A 16,961-nucleotide genomic window follows, 5' to 3' on the forward strand; every position below is an offset into this window, starting at 1 on the left:
GTCTGAAGTGAACATCAAGGAGTTAGTGCGATGCAATTCACCCATAAGAAAAACCGTTCTCTGTATATCCCTTACGCTGGCCCCGTTCTGCTCGAATTCCCTCTTCTCAACAAAGGTAGCGCCTTCAGTATGGAAGAGCGCAGCAGCTTTAACCTGCTGGGCCTGCTGCCAGAAGTCGTTGAGACCATCGAAGAGCAAGCTGAACGTGCCTGGATCCAGTACCAGGGATTTAAAACTGAGATCGATAAACACATTTACCTGCGCAACATTCAGGACACCAACGAAACGCTGTTTTACCGCCTGATTGGCAACCATCTCGACGAGATGATGCCGGTTATCTATACCCCGACCGTCGGCGCGGCCTGTGAACGTTTCTCCGAGATCTACCGCCGCTCACGCGGGGTGTTCATCTCCTATCAGAACCGCCACAACCTTGACGACATCCTGCAAAACGTCCCCAACCACAACGTCAAAGTTATCGTCGTCACCGACGGTGAACGTATCCTCGGTCTTGGCGATCAGGGTATTGGCGGGATGGGGATCCCAATCGGCAAACTGTCGCTGTATACCACCTGCGGCGGTATCAGCCCGGCCTATACGCTGCCGATCGTGCTGGATGTCGGCACCAACAACCAGCAGCTGCTCGACGATCCGCTGTATATGGGCTGGCGTCATCCGCGTATTACCGACGACGACTATTACCAGTTTGTCGATGACGTGATCCAGGCGATTAAACACCGCTGGCCGGACGTACTGCTGCAGTTCGAAGATTTCGCGCAGAAGAACGCCATGCCGCTGCTTAACCGCTATCGTAATGAAATTTGCTCATTCAACGATGATATTCAGGGTACTGCCTCGGTTACCGTCGGAACGCTGATTGCCGCCAGCCGCGGCGCAGGAAGCCAGCTGAGCGAACAGAAAATTGTCTTCCTCGGCGCCGGTTCTGCCGGTTGCGGTATCGCCGAGCAGATCATCGCGCAGATCCAGCGTGAAGGACTCAGCGAAGAAGAAGCACGCCAGCGCGTGTTTATGGTTGACCGTTTCGGCCTGCTGACCGACGCGATGCCTAATCTGCTGCCGTTCCAGAGCAAGCTGGTGCAAAAGCGCGACAACCTACAGCAGTGGGATACCACCAACGAAGTCCTGTCCCTGCTCGATGTGGTGCGCAACGTCAAACCAAATATTCTGATCGGCGTGTCTGGCCAACCGGGCCTGTTCACCGAAGAGATTATTCGCGAGATGCATAAGCACTGCCCGCGTCCAATCGTGATGCCGCTGTCGAACCCGACTTCACGGGTGGAAGCGACGCCGCAGAACATCCTGAGCTGGACCGACGGCGAAGCGCTGGTTGCCACCGGCAGCCCGTTTGCGCCGGTCACCCTGAAAGGCAAGCAGTATGTGATTGCCCAGTGCAACAACTCCTATATCTTCCCGGGTATCGGTCTTGGGGTTATTGCCTCGGGCGCTTCCAGGGTCACGGAAGATATGCTGATGGCCGCCAGCGAAACCCTGGCAAAACACTCGCCGCTGGTGAATAACGGCGAAGGCCCGGTGCTGCCGGAGCTGAAAGATATCCAGACCGTTTCGCGCGCCATCGCCTTTGCGGTCGGGAAAGTCGCCCAGGAGCAAGGTGTTGCGGTCAAGACCTCGGCCGAAGCGCTGCTGCAGTCAATCAGCGATAACTTCTGGCTGCCGGAGTACCGTAACTACCGCCGGACCTCGATCTGATTGTTGGCTGAACTCGTTCGATAAGCCTAACGGGCCTGCTTGCAGGCCCTTTTTTTGTGCCCGCCCCCACCATCTTTTGTTGCTAGCCAAATCCCGGCAAGGGTTCTACACTGCCTGTACCCATCAACCTACTGGATAAAATAAGGAGGACCCCATGCTGTTACGTGAAATATCGACTTTTTCACTGACATTTGGTCATCGTACCCGCTCAAGCGTTATCGATATCGTGCTGCGATAACTTCGGCTTGAGCGAAGACACCAGAGACTAACTCCCTTCCCTCGGGCTTACCGGGTTATCGTCAGCGATGTTTGACGAGGCATTTCTATGCCTGTAACTCTTGAGTAAGTTCACGATGAGTACATTATTTACCGCACAATCCCTGCATGTTGAAACGGCATTCGGGCCGCTTTTCATCGACCTCTCTTTTACGCTGAAAAAAGGCGACCGCATCGGCCTGATAGGCCACAACGGTTGTGGCAAAAGCACCCTGCTACAGGTGCTGGACGGCACAATGACGCCAAATTCCGGCAGCGTGGCGCTGGCGCACCATTGCCTGCTGGCGCGGGTTGAACAACATATCGCCGCCGATCTGCTGCAACATCCTCTGGTTGAGGTGGTGCTGGCACGCCTGCCCGCCGCCGAACGCGAACGCCAGCGCTGGCAGGCCGAACGACTGCTGGCGGAGATGGGGTTTGTCGCCGCGGAATTCAGCCAGTGCGCCGCGACGCTGAGCGGCGGTCAGCATACTCGCCTGCTGCTGGCCCGGGCGTTGATTCAACAACCGGACCTGTTGCTGCTGGACGAGCCGGGCAACCATCTCGATCTCCCGACCTTGCTGTGGCTGGAAAGCTTCTTGCAAACCTGGCAGGGGAGCTTCGTTGTGGTGTCGCACGATAACCTCTTACTGGATGCTGTAACTAATACCAGTTGGATCCTGCGCGACAACACCCTGCATGCCTTCTCTCTGCCCTGCACCGCCGCCCGTCAGGCGCTGGCGGAACGGGATGAAAGTGACGCGCTGCGTCATAAGGCTGAACAACGAGAAATTGACCGCGTCAGCGCCAGCGCCAAACGGCTGGCGACCTGGGGACAGGTCTATGACAACGAAGATCTCTCGCGCAAAGCCAAGCAGATGGAAAAGCAGGTCACCCGCCTGAAGGAGAGCCAGACCGAACTGACCAGCGGCACCCCGTGGCGACTGGCGTTAAACGGCGATGCCCTGCGCGCTGACCGGTTGCTTGAGATCTACCAGCTCCCGGTCGCTCCGGCCCCTGGCCTGCCTGCTCTGTTCACCGCCGAACACGCGCGCCTGCGCAGCGGCGACCGGGTGGCCATCATGGGGCGTAACGGCGGCGGTAAATCGTCGCTGCTGCGCCTGCTGTGGCGGCAGATGCAGGAGACGGTTGTGGTTGACGGACTCTGTCTGCATCCCCGGCTGAAGCCCGGCTACTATGACCAGTCGTTGCATCAGCTACCGGATACCGCCACTTTGCTGGAGGCGCTGGAACCTTTTGAACCCGCCGCGGAATCCCGCAAACGGGCGCTGATCGGCGCCGGATTTGGCTGGAGTCGTCACGGACAAAAGGTCAGTACCCTCAGCGGCGGCGAGCGATCGCGGCTGCTGTTTGTCGGCCTGTCGCTGGCTCGCTACAGTCTGTTGTTGCTGGATGAACCGACCAACCATCTGGATATGGAAGGTAAAGAGGCGCTGGCAGGCTGCCTGCGGGACTATCCCGGCGGCCTGCTGTTGGTCAGTCACGACCGTCAGCTGATTGACCAGAGCTGTAACCGCTTCTGGTTGATTGACGAAAACGGACTGAGCGAATGGTACAGCGCGGACGAGATTTACGCGCAGCTACGCGAGACGACGCGCCAGCCCGTCATGCACGTTGATAGCGCGACGGCACCCGCGGCGCCTGCTGAAGATGAGGACAAGCTGCTGGAACAGCTGATTGTGCTGGAGCAACGGCTGGCGGAAGATCTGTCGCGCAAACCGAAGCACCAGAAGCCCCAGCTTCAGGCACAATGGCGAGAGGCTATCGCAGCGCTTCATGCCAGACTGCAATAATCCCGCACGACCGCCGGCTAAGGTCACCCCTTAGCCGGCTTTTCATCAGCAACGATTGAAGGGGTTATTCTGCTGAACTGCTGTTCGGTCATCATCATCCCCCACTGATCGCCCTGCCACTCTTTAGACAGCGTAAATCCAAAGGATTCATACAGCTTGCGCGCGGCGTTCAGACCGCTGAAGGTCCATAGCTGTACCCCCGCAAAGGCGTGGCGATCGCAGAAGGCCATGGCCTCCGCCAACAGGCGCCGTCCGACGCCGCTGCCCCGGCAGCTGTCATCAAGGATAAACCAGCGCAGATGGGCCTGGTTGTCGCCGAGATCTTCACCATCGATGGCCACCGAGCCGACAATAGTGCCGTTGTGTAGCGCCAGCCAGATTTGATTGCGCTCGGCGCTAAGCCGTGGGGCAAACTCCGCCACGCCGCTGGCGACTTTGCCCTCAAAAAAATGACCAAACTGATAGTTCCGGGCGTAGTACTCACCGTGCATCTGCGCGATACGGCCAATCATCCCGGGATGATAGCCGGTGACGATCTCAATGCGCTTTCCCGCCTCCGGCAGCGGCCGGTCGCGGCATTGTGCCAGCGCCTGCGCGTAGGCGTTGAGCCCCTGCGCCACGCTGGCCTGCTGTTCGGCATCGAGATGCGCCAGCGCATCAACCACCCGCATCGCGCCGTATTCGTTGATCCTGACCACCGTTGCCCGGCCCTTGTCCGTTAGCTCAAGCTGCTTATAGCGGGCATCGTTATCGGCGGTTTTCTCCTCGATTTCCCCCGCCGCCAGTAGCCGCGATAGCATGCGGCTGACGCTCGATTTCTCAAGGCCCAGAATCTGTACCAGCTGCGCGGCGGTCATCGCCCCGTGTCCGGCGATTTCCAGCAACGTGTGGACGGCGGAGGGTGAATACTCGGTTGCCGCAAGGGTGGAATTCATAAAGCCGAGTTCGCGAACCATCAAGCGGGACGCGCGGCGGATATCATCGATCAGCGGTGTATTGGTCATTGGCGTAGTGGCAAGGCAATTGATAGTTGCACAATACAACCATTATTTATATTGCCCTGTCAACCGCCGGGCCTGATGACGCCAGGCCCAGCACTGGCGGGAAATGCTGGCTTATCGCCAACGAGTCAGGAGAAAAAATGGCAGGCGGTAATCTTTGCAGATTGAGAGGTTAACAGGCGCCGTCTGACGCCTGTTTTTATCTTATTGCGCTTTTTTGGCTTTCCAGGCATCCCAGGCCTGTTTAATTTCCTGCTTCGCCACGTCAGCATCATTAAAACCGTTCAGCTCCACTTTTTTGCGGCCATCCGGTAACTGCTTATAGACGCGGAAAAAAGCCTGCAGGCGTTCCTGCTCAATTTTCGGCAGGTCGCTGATGTTTTTGATATCGTCGTAGGTCGGGTCGATTTTACTGGCCGGGACCGCAATGATCTTATCGTCCTTCTCCCCACCATCGATCATTTTCAGCACGCCGATGGCCCGCAGTTTGATCAGCGTCCCTGGTGCCATCGGTGCGCGGGTGTAGAACACCACGTCCAGCGGATCGCCATCCCCCGCCAGCGACTGGGTCAGTGAACCATAGTTAGCCGGATAGGCTACCGGCATTGACTGGAAACGGTCGGCAATAATAAAACCGGTTTTGGCGTCGGTCTCGTACTTGATAATCCCACCCGTCGGGATCTCAGTGACCGCGTAGAACTCTTCCGGGTTGTTATCCGGCTGTGGAAAATCAAGGACGTTGTCAGCCTGAACGGCAGCAGACAGGAAAAGTGCGGCGCTGAAGATGGTTTTTACCAGATGCATTGTTGTATCACTCTGTCGTTATAAGAAATTTGTCGCTGACAGCGTGCCGATAAGCCATGAAAGAATAATGACATTTGTGTTTCACCATTATTAACAGCCATGCGAGCGGAATATAACCATCTTTTTCACTATCCGTGCTGACAAACTCCACACATTTGACTACCTCACTTGCATTCCTTGCCATATGGGTTAATCCTTAATGAGTATTATTCTTAGGTAATACCACAATTTTTTCCTCAAATTTCAAGGAGTAGATATGAAGGCAGCCGTTGTCACCCACGATCATCAGGTCAATGTAACGGAAAAAACACTGCGCCCTCTGCAACACGGAGAGGCTTTGCTGAAAATGGAGTGCTGTGGCGTGTGCCACACCGACCTGCACGTGAAAAACGGCGATTTTGGCGATACCACCGGGATCATTCTCGGCCATGAAGGGGTCGGGGTGGTTCAGCAGGTAGGACCAGGCGTCACCTCCCTGAAACCAGGCGACCGTGCCAGCGTGGCGTGGTTCTTCGAAGGCTGTGGACACTGTGATTACTGTAACAGCGGCAACGAAACGCTGTGTCGCTCGGTAAAAAATGCCGGTTACAGCGTCGATGGCGGGATGGCCGAAGAGTGCATCGTGACCGCTAACTATGCTGTCAAAGTACCGGACGGTCTCGACTCTGCTGCCGCCAGCAGCATCACCTGCGCGGGCGTCACCACCTATAAAGCGGTGAAAGTGTCCCACATTAAACCGGGCCAATGGATCGCAATCTACGGCCTCGGCGGCCTCGGCAACCTGGCGCTGCAGTATGCGAAAAACGTGTTTAATGCCAAAGTTATCGCCATCGACGTTAACGATGCGCAGCTGGCGCTGGCATCCGAGATGGGCGCAGACCTGACCATCAACTCCCGCAATGAAGATGCGGCGAAGATCATTCAGGAAAAAACCGGTGGCGCGCAGGCTGCGGTCGTCACCGCCGTGGCCAAAGCGGCGTTTAACTCCGCCGTTGACGCGGTACGCGCCGGTGGCCGCGTGGTCGCCGTCGGCCTGCCGCCGGAAGCCATGAGCCTGAATATTCCGCGCCTGGTACTGGATGGTATTGAAGTGGTTGGTTCGCTGGTCGGCACCCGTCAGGATCTGACCGAAGCCTTCCAGTTCGCCGCCGAAGGCAAAGTGGTACCGAAAGTGACCCTGCGCCCGCTGGGCGATATCAACGCTATCTTTAAAGAGATGGAACAGGGACAGATCCGCGGCCGTATGGTCATCGACTTCCGCCGCTAATCCTCGCGCCTCTCCCTTCGGGAGGGGCCGTTTTACCCCACAGCGTCGTTCCTACCTCACCGCAGATTTTTCCCCGGCACGGCAAATGCCTTTTCCGCAAATGCTTAGCGCAATTCCTTGGTTCCTTTGTTTTTAGCCGCACCTGATGATGGCAACACAATAGATAACAAAGGAATTCACCATGCAAAGCCGTGTTCGCCTGCCCGCGTTGGCAGCCCTTATTTTCTCCGCTGCTTTTTCCGCCTGGGGCGCCGATACACCGGTCAAAGGGGGAACATTAGTCTATCTGGAGCAACAGCCGCATACCAATCTCTATCCGCCAGCCGGTGGTTTCTACCCCAACGGCGGGATCCTGAACCAGATAACCGATAAGCTGACCTGGCAAAACCCGAAGACCCTGGAAGTCGAACCGTGGATCGCACAAAGCTGGGTCACCAACGCCGACAAAACCGAATATACCTTTACCCTGCGCCCCGGCGTGACCTTCTCCGACGGCACGCCGCTGGACGCTAACGCGGTCGCCAAAAATTTCGATACCTACGGCCTCGGCAATAAGGCCCAGCGCCTGCCGGTCTCTGAAGTCATCAACAATTATGACCACAGTGAAGTTATCGATCCGCTGACGGTCAGGTTCTACTTCAAAAAACCGTCACCCGGTTTCCTGCAGGGCACCGCCACTATCGGCTCCGGGCTGGTTTCCCTTAGCACCCTACAGCGCAATTTCGACGAGCTTGGCGATGCGCGCCATATCATTGGGTCCGGGCCCTTTGTGGTCAAAGATGAAAAACCGGGCCGCGAACTGACGCTGGTTGCGCGCAAAGATTATCAGTGGGGGCCGAAAAACCTCGCGCAACAAGGGCCAGCCAACCTCGACGGCATCACCATTATCGTCACGCCGGAAGACAGCGTACGTATTGGCGCCTTGCTGGCGGGCCAGGCAGGTTTTATCCGTCAGGTTCAGGCCTACGATGAGAAACAGACCACCGATCAGGGCCTGCGGGTGTACGCCGCGCCAACCCGCGGGGTTAACGACAGCCTGAGCTTCCGCCCTGATAACCCGCTGGTTTCAGACCTGCGCGTGCGTCAGGCGTTACTGCACGCCACCAACGCCAGACAGGTGGTCGATACCCTGTTCTCAGCTAACTATCCGCAGGCGACCTCGGTGCTCGCCAGCACGGCGGCGGGCTACGTTAACCTCAGCGACAAATTGACCTTCGATCAGGCCAAATCCCGACAACTGCTTGATGACGCTGGCTGGAAACCGGCTGCCGACGGCATCCGGGAGAAAGCGGGCCAGCGCCTGGCGCTGACGGTCTATGAATCTTTGCCGCAGCCGCAAAACAAAGAGGTGCTACAGCTGATTGCCCAGCAGTGGCGTCAGGTCGGCGTCGCGCTGAGCGTGAAAGCCGGCGACGCCGGCAGTCGGGTTATCGATAATCTTGACCCGCTGAAGACCCCGCTGACCGTCTCGGAAGTCGGCCGCGCGGACCCGGACGTGGTGAAAAGCATGTTCTTCCCGGCCAACCGCGACGCCCTGCTGCAACGGGGTGGCTCCAGCGACAAAGTGCAACAGTTCCGTGACGATAAGCTCAACGATCTGCTGAGCGCCATTTCCGCCGAAGTCGATACGCCAAAACGGCTACAGCTGACCGGAGATGCCCAACGCTATCTGTTGGATAACGCCTACGTGATCCCAATCTTTGAAGAGCCGCAGGTCTTTGCCGGTGCGCCCTGGGTACAAGGTGTCAGTTTCGAAGCCGTAGGTCGCCCGTCGTTCTATGGCGCGTGGCTGGAAAAGCACTAAGGAGCCGCGAATGAGCTACCATCTCCTGCGGCGTCTCGGCTCCGGTTTACTGGTGCTATGGGCGGCGTTTACCCTCTCCTTCGTGCTGCTGCAGGTGCTGCCGGGTGACGCGGTGCTGATCAAGTTCCAGAATCCGGATCTCGGCCTCAGCCCGGCACAAATCGCCGAAATGCGCATGGCCTACGGGGCCGACAGCCCGCTCTGGACCCAGTATTTTCACACCTTAACGGCGATGTTGCAGGGGGATTTCGGCTATTCGTTACAGGCGGGGATTGCGGTCAGCACGCTGCTTGCCAGCAACCTGCCGGATACGCTGAGCCTGGCGGTCCCGGCGTTTATCCTCGCCATCGCGCTGGCATTTAGTCTGGCCTTTGCCGCCCGCCTGCCGGGTTTGCGCTGGCTGAGCAATGCCCTGCAATCCTTACCGGTGCTGTTTATCTCGCTGCCGACCTTCTGGTTAGGCATCGCGCTGATTCAGCTCTTCTCCTTCCAGTTGCGTTGGATCCCGGTGATCAACCCGGGGCCGTTGCAGGGGTTGATTCTGCCGGTTATCGCCGTCGCGGTGCCCATTTCAGCCCCGCTGGCGCAGATCCTGATGCGCAGTATGGATCAGGTAGCCGCCCTGCCGTTTGTCGCCGTCGCCCGCGCCAAAGGAATGAGCGAAACCGCCGTCCTGTGGCGACATGTCACCGGCAACGCCCTGCTGCCGGTGTTAAATATTGCCGGATTGCTGCTGGGAGAGCTGATTGCCGGTGCCTTAATCACCGAAACCGTATTTGGCCGCGGCGGCCTCGGTCAACTGACCCAGCAGGCGGTCAACAATCAGGATATTGCCGTGCTACAGGCGGTGGTGATGATTTCCGCCCTCGCCTTTGTATTGATTAACCTGTTGGTGGATCTGCTGATGCCGCTGCTCGATCCTCGTCTGAACACCGTTACCGGAGGGGCGATATGAGCCTTGTTGATTACGCCACTGCCGCCCGTCGACGGGCGCCTCACCGCCAGCCTCTACGCTGGCGTCCGGGATTATGGCTGGCCTGGAGCGTGATGATCGTTGCGTTGTTGATGGCGCTGGCACCACAGTGGTTCAGCACCGGAAATCCGCTGGAGGGCATAGCAGGTGCCCAGCGCCTGCCACCGCAGGCGGCGCACTGGCTGGGCACTGACCAGCTCGGGCGCGACCTGTGGACGCGAATTGTCTACGGCGCGGTGCAATCCCTTTCCGCCGCGCTGGCGGCGGTCGCCATTGGGCTGCTGATCGGCACGACCCTCGGCACCCTGGCCGGCGCTGCGGCCGGACGTGTTGAATCGCTGGTGATGCGCCTGGTAGACGTGCTGCTGGCAATCCCATCGCTGCTGCTGTCATTAACGGTGATCATTCTGCTTGGCTTCGGTACCGTCAACGCAGCGGTGGCCGTCGGGATCGCCAGCGTGGCCAGTTTTGCCCGTCTGGCGCGCGCGGAAGTGGTCCGCGTGCGCCACAGCGACTACGTCGAAGCGGCCTTCGGCAGCGGCGGCACCTTCTTTGCCGTCTTCTGGCGGCATATTTTGCCCAACTCCCTGACCGCCGTGCTGGCCTTCGCGACCCTGCAGTTTGGTCAGGCGATCCTCGCCCTCTCCACCCTGAGCTTTCTCGGCTACGGCACGCCACCGCCTGTGCCGGAATGGGGCCTGCTGATTGCCGAAGGACGGAACTATCTGTCAACCGCCTGGTGGCTGACCACCTTCCCCGGCGTGGCGGTGATCGCCGTGGTACTGGCGGCAAACCGCATCAGCCGTCAATTCACCGGAGAACGCCCATGAACGTATTACGCGTGGAAAATCTGCGCATCAGCTACCGTTCACACCAACGCTGGCAGGAAGTGGTGCATAACGTCAGCTTCACCCTCAACCCCGGCGAAATGCTGGCCCTGGTCGGTGAATCCGGTTCCGGTAAAACCACCACCGCCCAGGCGATTATCGGCCTGCTGGCAGACAACGCCCGGCGCGACAGCGGGCGCATTGAGATCAACGGCGAGGATATCAGCCGCTGGTCAGGCAAGCGGCTCGATAGCCTGCGCGGCGCGCGTATCAGCCTGATCCCGCAGGACCCCGGTAATGCCCTGAACCCGGTACAAACCATCGGGACACAGGTCGCTGAAATTCTGAGTCTGCATCAGAAAACCAGCGCCGCCGAGCGCAAACAGCAGGTTCTGGCGCTGTTAACGAAAGTTGGCCTCAGTCACCCCGAACAACGCTTCAATCAGTATCCGCACCAGCTCTCCGGCGGCATGAAGCAACGGGTGTTAATCGCCATCGCCGTGGCCCTTAAACCGGATTTGATTATTGCCGATGAACCGACCAGCGCCCTGGATGTGACCGTACAAAAGCGCATTCTCGACCTGCTTGATGCCCTGCGCCGGGAGTCCGGGACGGCGGTGCTGTTTGTCACCCACGATCTGGCGCTGGCGGCCCAGCGCGCCGACCGACTGCTGGTCTTTCGCCACGGGGAAATTCAGGAACAAGGGCTGACGACGGATGTGGTACGCACCCCGCAGCACGCCTACACTCGCCAGCTGTTGAGCGACCTGCAGGGCGAACGGTTGACCACCGGCGCGAAGGGCCGCCATACGCTGGGCACCCCGGCGATCCGCGCTGTTGATATCAGTAAACGTTTTGCGCTCGGGAACGGACAGCTGCAGGCGCTGGATGCGGTCAGCTTCGTGGTCACACGCGGTACGACTCACGCCCTGGTGGGCGAATCCGGTTCCGGCAAAACCACGCTGGCGCGGATCCTGCTGGGTTTTGAGCACGCCGACAGCGGTCACATCGCCATTGACGGGATCGACGCCGGTCATTTAAGCCGCGAGGCGCAGCGTCAGCTACGACGCAAAATTCAGTTCGTCTATCAGAACCCGTTCGCCTCGCTCGACCCGCGCCAGACGCTGTTTGCGATTATCGAAGAACCGCTGAAGAATTTTGAGCCGCTGCCGCCGGCGCTTCGCCGAGCCCGGGTCGAGGCGGTTGCCGCCCGGGTCGCGCTGGCTCCGGAACTGCTGACGCGAACCGCCCGCGAACTCTCCGGCGGCCAGCGCCAGCGGGTGGCCATTGCCCGTGCGCTGGTGCTGGAGCCGACGATTCTGGTCCTCGATGAAGCGACGTCGGCGCTGGACGTCACGGTGCAGGCGCAGATCCTCGCCCTGCTTCAGCAATTACAACAACAGCTGGGGCTGAGCTACCTGTTTATCACCCACGACCTGGCGACGGTACGCCGCATCGCCCAGAGCGTCACGGTGCTGCGCGCCGGTCAGGTGGTGGAATCCGGCGAGGTCAGCCGCCTGTTCAGCCAGCCCCAGCACGACTATACCCGCGAGCTCATCGCCGCCATTCCACACGTATCCACCCTCAGCAAGGAGATCGCATGACGCGTAAACGCCTGGGTTTTTTCACCCGCCTGCTGGACCATGCCACCCCGCAAGCGCGCTACCGGCTGGCAACCGAGCAGATTCGTCACGCCGAGCGCCTCGGTTTTGACAGCGCGTGGGTGGCGCAGCACCACTTCCACGAACAGGAAGGTGGCCTGCCTTCACCGCTGGTTTTTCTCGCCCATGTTGCGGCACAGACCGAACGGATCCGTCTGGGCACCGCCATTATTACGCTACCGATGGAAAATGCGCTGCGGGTCGCCGAGGACGCGGCGGTGCTGGATTTATTAGCCGACGGGCGCCTTGAAATTGGTTTTGGTTCCGGCGGTACGCCAACCTCATTTCTGCCATTCGGCTTAACCAGCGAACAGCGCGGGGCGGCCTTTGCCGATAACCTGCATCAAATCCTCAGCGCCTGGCGCGGCGACTCTCTCGCCCATCCCGATAATCATCTCTATCCGCCCGCACCACAGCTGGCACAACGGATCTGGATAGCTACCTTTTCTGTAGACGGCGCCGTTCGTGCCGGCAAGGCAGGTCACGGTTTGATGCTCTCCCGGACCCAGCCACGCCCGCCCGGACAGCCGGACTTAACGTTGGATGCGATCCAGAATCCGCTGATCGATGCCTATCTTGCGGCGCTGCCCGCCGGTATCGCGCCGCGGATCCTCGCCTCGCGCACCGCCTTTGTGGCCGACAGCCAGGACTACGCCCTGCAGGTCGCCGAACCGGGATTGCGCCAGCAGGCGGCGGCCCATCGCGCTGCGGGCCACCAGGTCATTGGTGACACTGTCACAGAACATCTGTCACAGTTCGACGCCCACGTCGGTGATGTCGACCATGTTCAGGCATCGCTGGCACAGGACAGTGTCCTGGCTCGCGTAACCGATATTTCGTTCCAGGTGCACTCCGTTGAGCCATCGCACCGCGACACCCTGCGTTCCATTGAGCTGATCGCTCAGCATATCGCCCCGCAACTAAGGTAGGAGTCACCATGACACTGAGTCAGGATATTTTGGCCGAACTGGCAGAGATCGCCCCGCATTCCCCATTAGCCGAGGCCCGGGCCGCGCGCGATGCCGCAACCCGCCACGCCCAGGGCAGCTATGAAGTGTTATTCAGCCAGCAGGATGAAGATTTTCCGCCAGACGAGCGCTTCGCCATCGCGGCCAAAGTGGCGAAGCTGCATCAGGCCGATGCGCTGGCCGCCCACTATGCCGGGTTTGGCCTCGCCGACCCCACCTCGGCACGGTTGACGCCGGCGCTGGCGTTCGCCCGCTTGCTAACCTTCACGCCAGTAGAGGCCACGCCCGCGGCGCTACAGGCGCTAACCCGCGCCGGCTGGACCCCGCGTGGTATCGTGACTCTCGCCCAGCTGATTGCATTCGTCAGTTTCCAGAGCCGGCTGCTTAACGGCCTGCGCTTGCTGAACGGCAAAACCAGTGCCAGCGCAGTGACCCCGGTAGCCGCCGGTTTCTGGCACACCACGCCACACACTGTCAGCGGCAAACCGGCACCGGTGCGTTTCACTCGCGAGGAACTTAACTGGGAACCCTGGCTGGACGCCAAACCGCTGGCGGAGTTCAGCGATGCCGAGCAGCAAACGCTGGCGAAATTCGGCCATACCGACTCCCCTTATTTTTGCCTGCTGGCGCGCAATCAGCCGGTGCTGGAGCAGCGCACCCTGACCGACAAAGGCATCTTCTATACCCCAGGCGGCCTTCCGCGTGCGGAACGTGAGCTGGCCGCCGCGGTCGCCAGTAAGGTGAACGGCTGTATCTATTGCGCGTCGGTACATGCCCGCAAGGCGGCGCAGCTGGCAAAAGAAGAGACGGCGATTGACACTCTGCTGGCGGTGACGCCGGGGGAACGGTTGAGCGACGGTCAGTCGCCGCGCTGGCAGGCGCAAATCGAGTTTGCTGCCGCCATTTCCGTGACGCCACCGGCCCTGAGCGCTGCGCATCTTCAGGGTCTGGAGCAGCAAGGTCTGGACACCCTGGCTCAGCTGGATGTGCTGCAATCGGCGGCGTTTTTCGCCTGGGCCAACCGGTTGATGCTGACCCTCGGCGAACCGTGGAAGACGGCTTAACCTACCGCGCCCGCCGCAAGGCGTACCCGCTGGTAGCGGGCGTAAATCAGCAACGAGGTCATCGCCAGGAATGACAGCAAGGCCGCCGGTAGCGTCACCGCGTTCCAGCCATAGCCATAGGTGATCATTATCCCGCCGCAGAATGCGCCGATGGCGCTACCGAGATTAAAGGCGATTTGCCCACCGGCGGCGCCGAGCATTTCGCCGCCGCGCGCGTTTTGCAGCAGCAAGATTTGCAGCGGTGCGGCCAGCGCAAACAACCCGGCGCAGCACAGGAAGGCCAACAGCAGCGAGGCGGTTTTCACGCCGCCGAACAGGAAGATCAGCAACAGCAGTAAGACAATACCGCCGTCGGTGACGGTGGCAATCTGCAGTGGGCTGAAGCGGCCGGATATTTTACCGCTCAGCAGGTTGCCGATAACCATCCCCAGCCCCACCAGCATCATGATGGCGATCATCGCGTTTTCAGAGAACCCGGCGACGTTGATCATAAACGGCTTGATATAGCTGAACCACGCGAATACCCCGGCGTTACCGAACATGGTTGCGGCAAAGATCAACCACGGTGCCGGTGATTTAAGAAAATGAAATTGTTCCCGCAGCCGCGCCGTCGAGCGGTCGAAAATAGTCGGAACCCACCAGAGGATCGACACCAGCACCGCCACGTTAAACAGGGCAATGGCCATAAACGTATAGCGCCAGCTGAACTGATGCCCGAGCCAGGTACCGGCAGGCACGCCGATCAGGTTGGCCACCGTCATCCCGGCAATCATCCCGGCAACCGCCGCGGTCACTTTACCCGGCGGTGCGACCTTCGACAGAATAATCGCGCCGACGCCAAAAAAGGCGCCGTGCGGGAAGCCCGACACCAGACGACCCAGCGCCAGCATTGGATAGCTGGAAGAGAAGGTAAACAGAGTATTCCCTATAATGCACAGCGCGGCGAGGAACAGCATGACCGACTTTAAGGAGTAACGGCTGGAAAATAGCGCCATTACCGGGGCGCCAATAACCACGCCAAACGCATAATACGAAATCATATTCCCGGCAGCGGGAATCGATATCCCGACATCATGGGCAATTTCTGGCAGCACGCCCATAATGCCAAATTCCGCCATCCCCAGGCCAAAGGTGCCCAGCGCCAGCGAAAAAATCGTCTTTTTCATTCAGGTCATCACATGTTTTTGGATTTGCGACCGGCATTATTGACCATCGCGTAGTGGCAGACCAGACAAAAACACGTAGTGACCCGATTGTCCATCAAATGGCCCAATCCCTGCATGCACGCAGTGGCCCGTAAAGATCGAACGGTGAGGAAATAAGGCGGGGAAACAGACCAGGCAACCGTATCGCCGAAGCCATACGGCTGGAGTCGAATTAATCGGAGGCTTTACCAATCATCCCGCCGGCACCGGCGCCCAGCGCCGCGCCTTTCAGCGCACTGTTGCCGGTTGCCACTGCGGCACCCGCACCAACCGCCGCCCCGATGGCTCCACCGGTACGCGCCGCTTTGCCTTTGTCGCCGTGCTCGGTCATCGCACCGACGCCGCCGCCGACCACCGCCCCCTGCAGCGTCGAACGCACGCTTTTACCGGTTAATGCCCCGACGGCGGCACCTGCTGCGGCGCCACCGGCCGTTTTGTCCATAGCGCTGGCGGAAAAGGCCAGTGCACAACCCAGAAAAATAGCCATACCTTGTGCTGATTTCATCAGTCAGTTCCTTATTAGTGCGATCCACAATCAATACGTCATGCTCACGGTATGCGCCGTCCAGACCAATAAAAAGCACTAACTTGTCCAATTCTGGACTTTCACACCCGTCGTTGTGGGTCCGGCATGTAGGCTAAGCTGCGGAAATCTAATAAAGTCCGCGCAAATCGCCATTGCTGTTTACACTTTACACAATACCTGTCCCATTCCCTCACCTGATGGAGCGATAACCATGGGAAACAAAAAGAAGACCGAAGGCGTTGCCGGCGCCAGCAACATGAAACCTCTCGACGACAAAACCTATGAAAAGGCGCTGCGGAAACTTCACGTTGAGCTGGTTAAACTGCAGCAATGGGTGGTCAGCCAGGGTCTCAAGGTTTGTATCGTCTTTGAAGGCCGTGACGGCGCCGGTAAAGGCGGCACCATTAAGGCAATCACCGAACGGGTTAGCCCGCGCGTGTTTAGGGTGGTGGCGCTCCCGGCACCGACTGACAAAGAAAAAACCCAGCTCTATTTTCAACGCTATATTCCACACCTGCCGGCCGCCGGGGAAATCGTGATTTTCGACCGCAGTTGGTACAACCGGGCGGGCGTCGAGCGAGTGATGGGCTTTTGTACGGACGAGGAGGTGGAGAAGTTTCTGCAGGGCGCGCCGCTGGTAGAACGGTCGATGGTGGAATCAGGGATTATCCTGTTGAAGTACTGGCTGGAGGTGACCCCGGAAGAGCAGGAGCGTCGGCTACGCGACCGCATCGATGACGGGCGTAAAATCTGGAAGCTGTCGCCGATGGATATCAAGTCGTTTAACCGCTGGGACGAATATACCCTGGCCCGGGATGCGATGTTTGCCGCCACCGACACCGCCTGGGCGCCGTGGTTTGTCGCCCGCTCGGAAGAGAAAAAGCGCGTCCGGCTGAATATCATCACCCATTTGTTGTCGCAGATCCCCTACAAAAGCCTGCATCCGGAACCGGTAAAATTACCCAAACGCAAAATCGGCAAAGTGAAAACCGCCGACTATCCTTTCCGCTTTATTCGCGAGACTTTTTGACGGTTTCCGCGACGACGTCCCGCCTCAAGGTTAG

14 protein-coding genes are annotated in these 16,961 nt (G+C 59.3%); 10 read left to right on the forward strand and 4 right to left on the reverse strand.

Annotated elements, in window-relative coordinates; translation table 11 throughout:
• Positions 1 to 30 precede the first annotated feature (30 nt).
• Entirely contained in the window at positions 31 to 1,728 is a 1,698-nt protein-coding gene (locus ACMYSP_RS00380) for an NAD-dependent malic enzyme (protein WP_174508716.1), read from the forward strand.
• Positions 1,729 to 2,081: 353 nt separating this feature from the next.
• On the forward strand, positions 2,082 to 3,797 hold the full coding sequence (locus ACMYSP_RS00385; protein ID WP_434584882.1) for an ABC-F family ATP-binding cassette domain-containing protein: 1,716 nt from the start codon (positions 2,082 to 2,084) through the stop codon (positions 3,795 to 3,797).
• A 23-nt stretch (positions 3,798 to 3,820) separates the two neighbouring features.
• Here ACMYSP_RS00385 and ACMYSP_RS00390 read toward each other — a convergent pair whose 3' ends face one another.
• Complete coding sequence (locus ACMYSP_RS00390; protein ID WP_434584884.1) at positions 3,821 to 4,801, reverse strand: bifunctional helix-turn-helix transcriptional regulator/GNAT family N-acetyltransferase; 981 nt, start codon at positions 4,799 to 4,801, stop codon at positions 3,821 to 3,823.
• A gap of 201 nt (positions 4,802 to 5,002) precedes the next feature.
• Positions 5,003 to 5,602, reverse strand: coding sequence for an inorganic diphosphatase (locus tag ACMYSP_RS00395; RefSeq protein WP_434584885.1), 600 nt, complete (start codon positions 5,600 to 5,602; stop codon positions 5,003 to 5,005).
• 256 nt (positions 5,603 to 5,858) lie between these two features.
• Here ACMYSP_RS00395 and adhP point away from each other — a divergent pair, with 256 nt between their 5' ends.
• The 7 genes from adhP (at position 5,859) to ACMYSP_RS00430 (ending at position 14,166) form a co-directional block, all read left to right on the forward strand.
• Entirely contained in the window at positions 5,859 to 6,869 is a 1,011-nt protein-coding gene (gene adhP, locus ACMYSP_RS00400) for an alcohol dehydrogenase AdhP (protein WP_434584886.1), read from the forward strand.
• 181 nt (positions 6,870 to 7,050) lie between these two features.
• Complete coding sequence (locus ACMYSP_RS00405; protein ID WP_434584887.1) at positions 7,051 to 8,673, forward strand: TIGR04028 family ABC transporter substrate-binding protein; 1,623 nt, start codon at positions 7,051 to 7,053, stop codon at positions 8,671 to 8,673.
• A 10-nt stretch (positions 8,674 to 8,683) separates the two neighbouring features.
• Positions 8,684 to 9,628 (forward strand): ABC transporter permease, encoded by a 945-nt coding sequence (locus tag ACMYSP_RS00410; RefSeq protein WP_434584888.1) that lies wholly within the window; start codon positions 8,684 to 8,686, stop codon positions 9,626 to 9,628.
• Complete coding sequence (locus ACMYSP_RS00415; protein WP_434584889.1) at positions 9,625 to 10,476, forward strand: ABC transporter permease; 852 nt, start codon at positions 9,625 to 9,627, stop codon at positions 10,474 to 10,476. The genes ACMYSP_RS00410 and ACMYSP_RS00415 overlap by 4 nt, the downstream gene beginning before the upstream one ends.
• Positions 10,473 to 12,077: a dipeptide ABC transporter ATP-binding protein gene (locus ACMYSP_RS00420; RefSeq protein WP_434584891.1), complete on the forward strand. Its 1,605-nt coding sequence runs from the start codon at positions 10,473 to 10,475 to the stop codon at positions 12,075 to 12,077. Before ACMYSP_RS00415 ends, ACMYSP_RS00420 begins: the two co-directional genes overlap by 4 nt.
• Positions 12,074 to 13,063, forward strand: a complete 990-nt coding sequence (locus ACMYSP_RS00425; RefSeq protein WP_434584892.1) for a putative FMN-dependent luciferase-like monooxygenase — start codon at positions 12,074 to 12,076, stop codon at positions 13,061 to 13,063. Before ACMYSP_RS00420 ends, ACMYSP_RS00425 begins: the two co-directional genes overlap by 4 nt.
• 8 nt (positions 13,064 to 13,071) lie before the next feature.
• A complete protein-coding gene (locus tag ACMYSP_RS00430) occupies positions 13,072 to 14,166 on the forward strand; it encodes an alkylhydroperoxidase domain protein (protein WP_434584893.1) in 1,095 nt (364 codons plus the stop codon).
• On the opposite strand, the gene araJ is transcribed toward ACMYSP_RS00430, so the two are convergent.
• Positions 14,163 to 15,332 (reverse strand): MFS transporter AraJ, encoded by a 1,170-nt coding sequence (gene araJ / locus ACMYSP_RS00435; RefSeq protein ID WP_434584894.1) that lies wholly within the window; start codon positions 15,330 to 15,332, stop codon positions 14,163 to 14,165. The two genes, ACMYSP_RS00430 and araJ, sit on opposite strands and share 4 nt — an antisense overlap.
• Before the next feature lie 211 nt (positions 15,333 to 15,543).
• Positions 15,544 to 15,876 (reverse strand): glycine zipper domain-containing protein, encoded by a 333-nt coding sequence (locus ACMYSP_RS00440; protein ID WP_434584895.1) that lies wholly within the window; start codon positions 15,874 to 15,876, stop codon positions 15,544 to 15,546.
• Positions 15,877 to 16,108: 232 nt separating this feature from the next.
• On the opposite strand from ACMYSP_RS00440, the gene ppk2 reads away from it, so the two are divergent.
• Positions 16,109 to 16,927, forward strand: a complete 819-nt coding sequence (ppk2, locus tag ACMYSP_RS00445; RefSeq protein WP_434584896.1) for a polyphosphate kinase 2 — start codon at positions 16,109 to 16,111, stop codon at positions 16,925 to 16,927.
• Positions 16,928 to 16,961: the final 34 nt, after the last annotated feature.

Source organism: Klebsiella sp. R390, assembly GCF_051131745.1.
In the GTDB taxonomy this organism is placed as follows: domain Bacteria; phylum Pseudomonadota; class Gammaproteobacteria; order Enterobacterales; family Enterobacteriaceae; genus Klebsiella.

Bases quoted from the DNA above. Each gene is read 5' to 3' on its own strand.
- ACMYSP_RS00430 (WP_434584893.1), top strand. From the start codon at position 13,072: ATGACACTGAGTCAGGATATTTTGGCCGAACTGGCAGAGATCGCCCCG.
- adhP (WP_434584886.1), top strand. From the start codon at position 5,859: ATGAAGGCAGCCGTTGTCACCCACGATCATCAGGTCAATGTAACGGAA.
- ppk2 (WP_434584896.1), top strand. From the start codon at position 16,109: ATGGGAAACAAAAAGAAGACCGAAGGCGTTGCCGGCGCCAGCAACATG.
- ACMYSP_RS00420 (WP_434584891.1), top strand. From the start codon at position 10,473: ATGAACGTATTACGCGTGGAAAATCTGCGCATCAGCTACCGTTCACAC.
- ACMYSP_RS00405 (WP_434584887.1), top strand. From the start codon at position 7,051: ATGCAAAGCCGTGTTCGCCTGCCCGCGTTGGCAGCCCTTATTTTCTCC.
- ACMYSP_RS00410 (WP_434584888.1), top strand. From the start codon at position 8,684: ATGAGCTACCATCTCCTGCGGCGTCTCGGCTCCGGTTTACTGGTGCTA.
- ACMYSP_RS00390 (WP_434584884.1), bottom strand. From the start codon at position 4,801: ATGACCAATACACCGCTGATCGATGATATCCGCCGCGCGTCCCGCTTG.
- ACMYSP_RS00395 (WP_434584885.1), bottom strand. From the start codon at position 5,602: ATGCATCTGGTAAAAACCATCTTCAGCGCCGCACTTTTCCTGTCTGCT.
- ACMYSP_RS00440 (WP_434584895.1), bottom strand. From the start codon at position 15,876: ATGAAATCAGCACAAGGTATGGCTATTTTTCTGGGTTGTGCACTGGCC.
- ACMYSP_RS00415 (WP_434584889.1), top strand. From the start codon at position 9,625: ATGAGCCTTGTTGATTACGCCACTGCCGCCCGTCGACGGGCGCCTCAC.
- ACMYSP_RS00380 (WP_174508716.1), top strand. From the start codon at position 31: ATGCAATTCACCCATAAGAAAAACCGTTCTCTGTATATCCCTTACGCT.
- araJ (WP_434584894.1), bottom strand. From the start codon at position 15,332: ATGAAAAAGACGATTTTTTCGCTGGCGCTGGGCACCTTTGGCCTGGGG.
- ACMYSP_RS00425 (WP_434584892.1), top strand. From the start codon at position 12,074: ATGACGCGTAAACGCCTGGGTTTTTTCACCCGCCTGCTGGACCATGCC.
- ACMYSP_RS00385 (WP_434584882.1), top strand. From the start codon at position 2,082: ATGAGTACATTATTTACCGCACAATCCCTGCATGTTGAAACGGCATTC.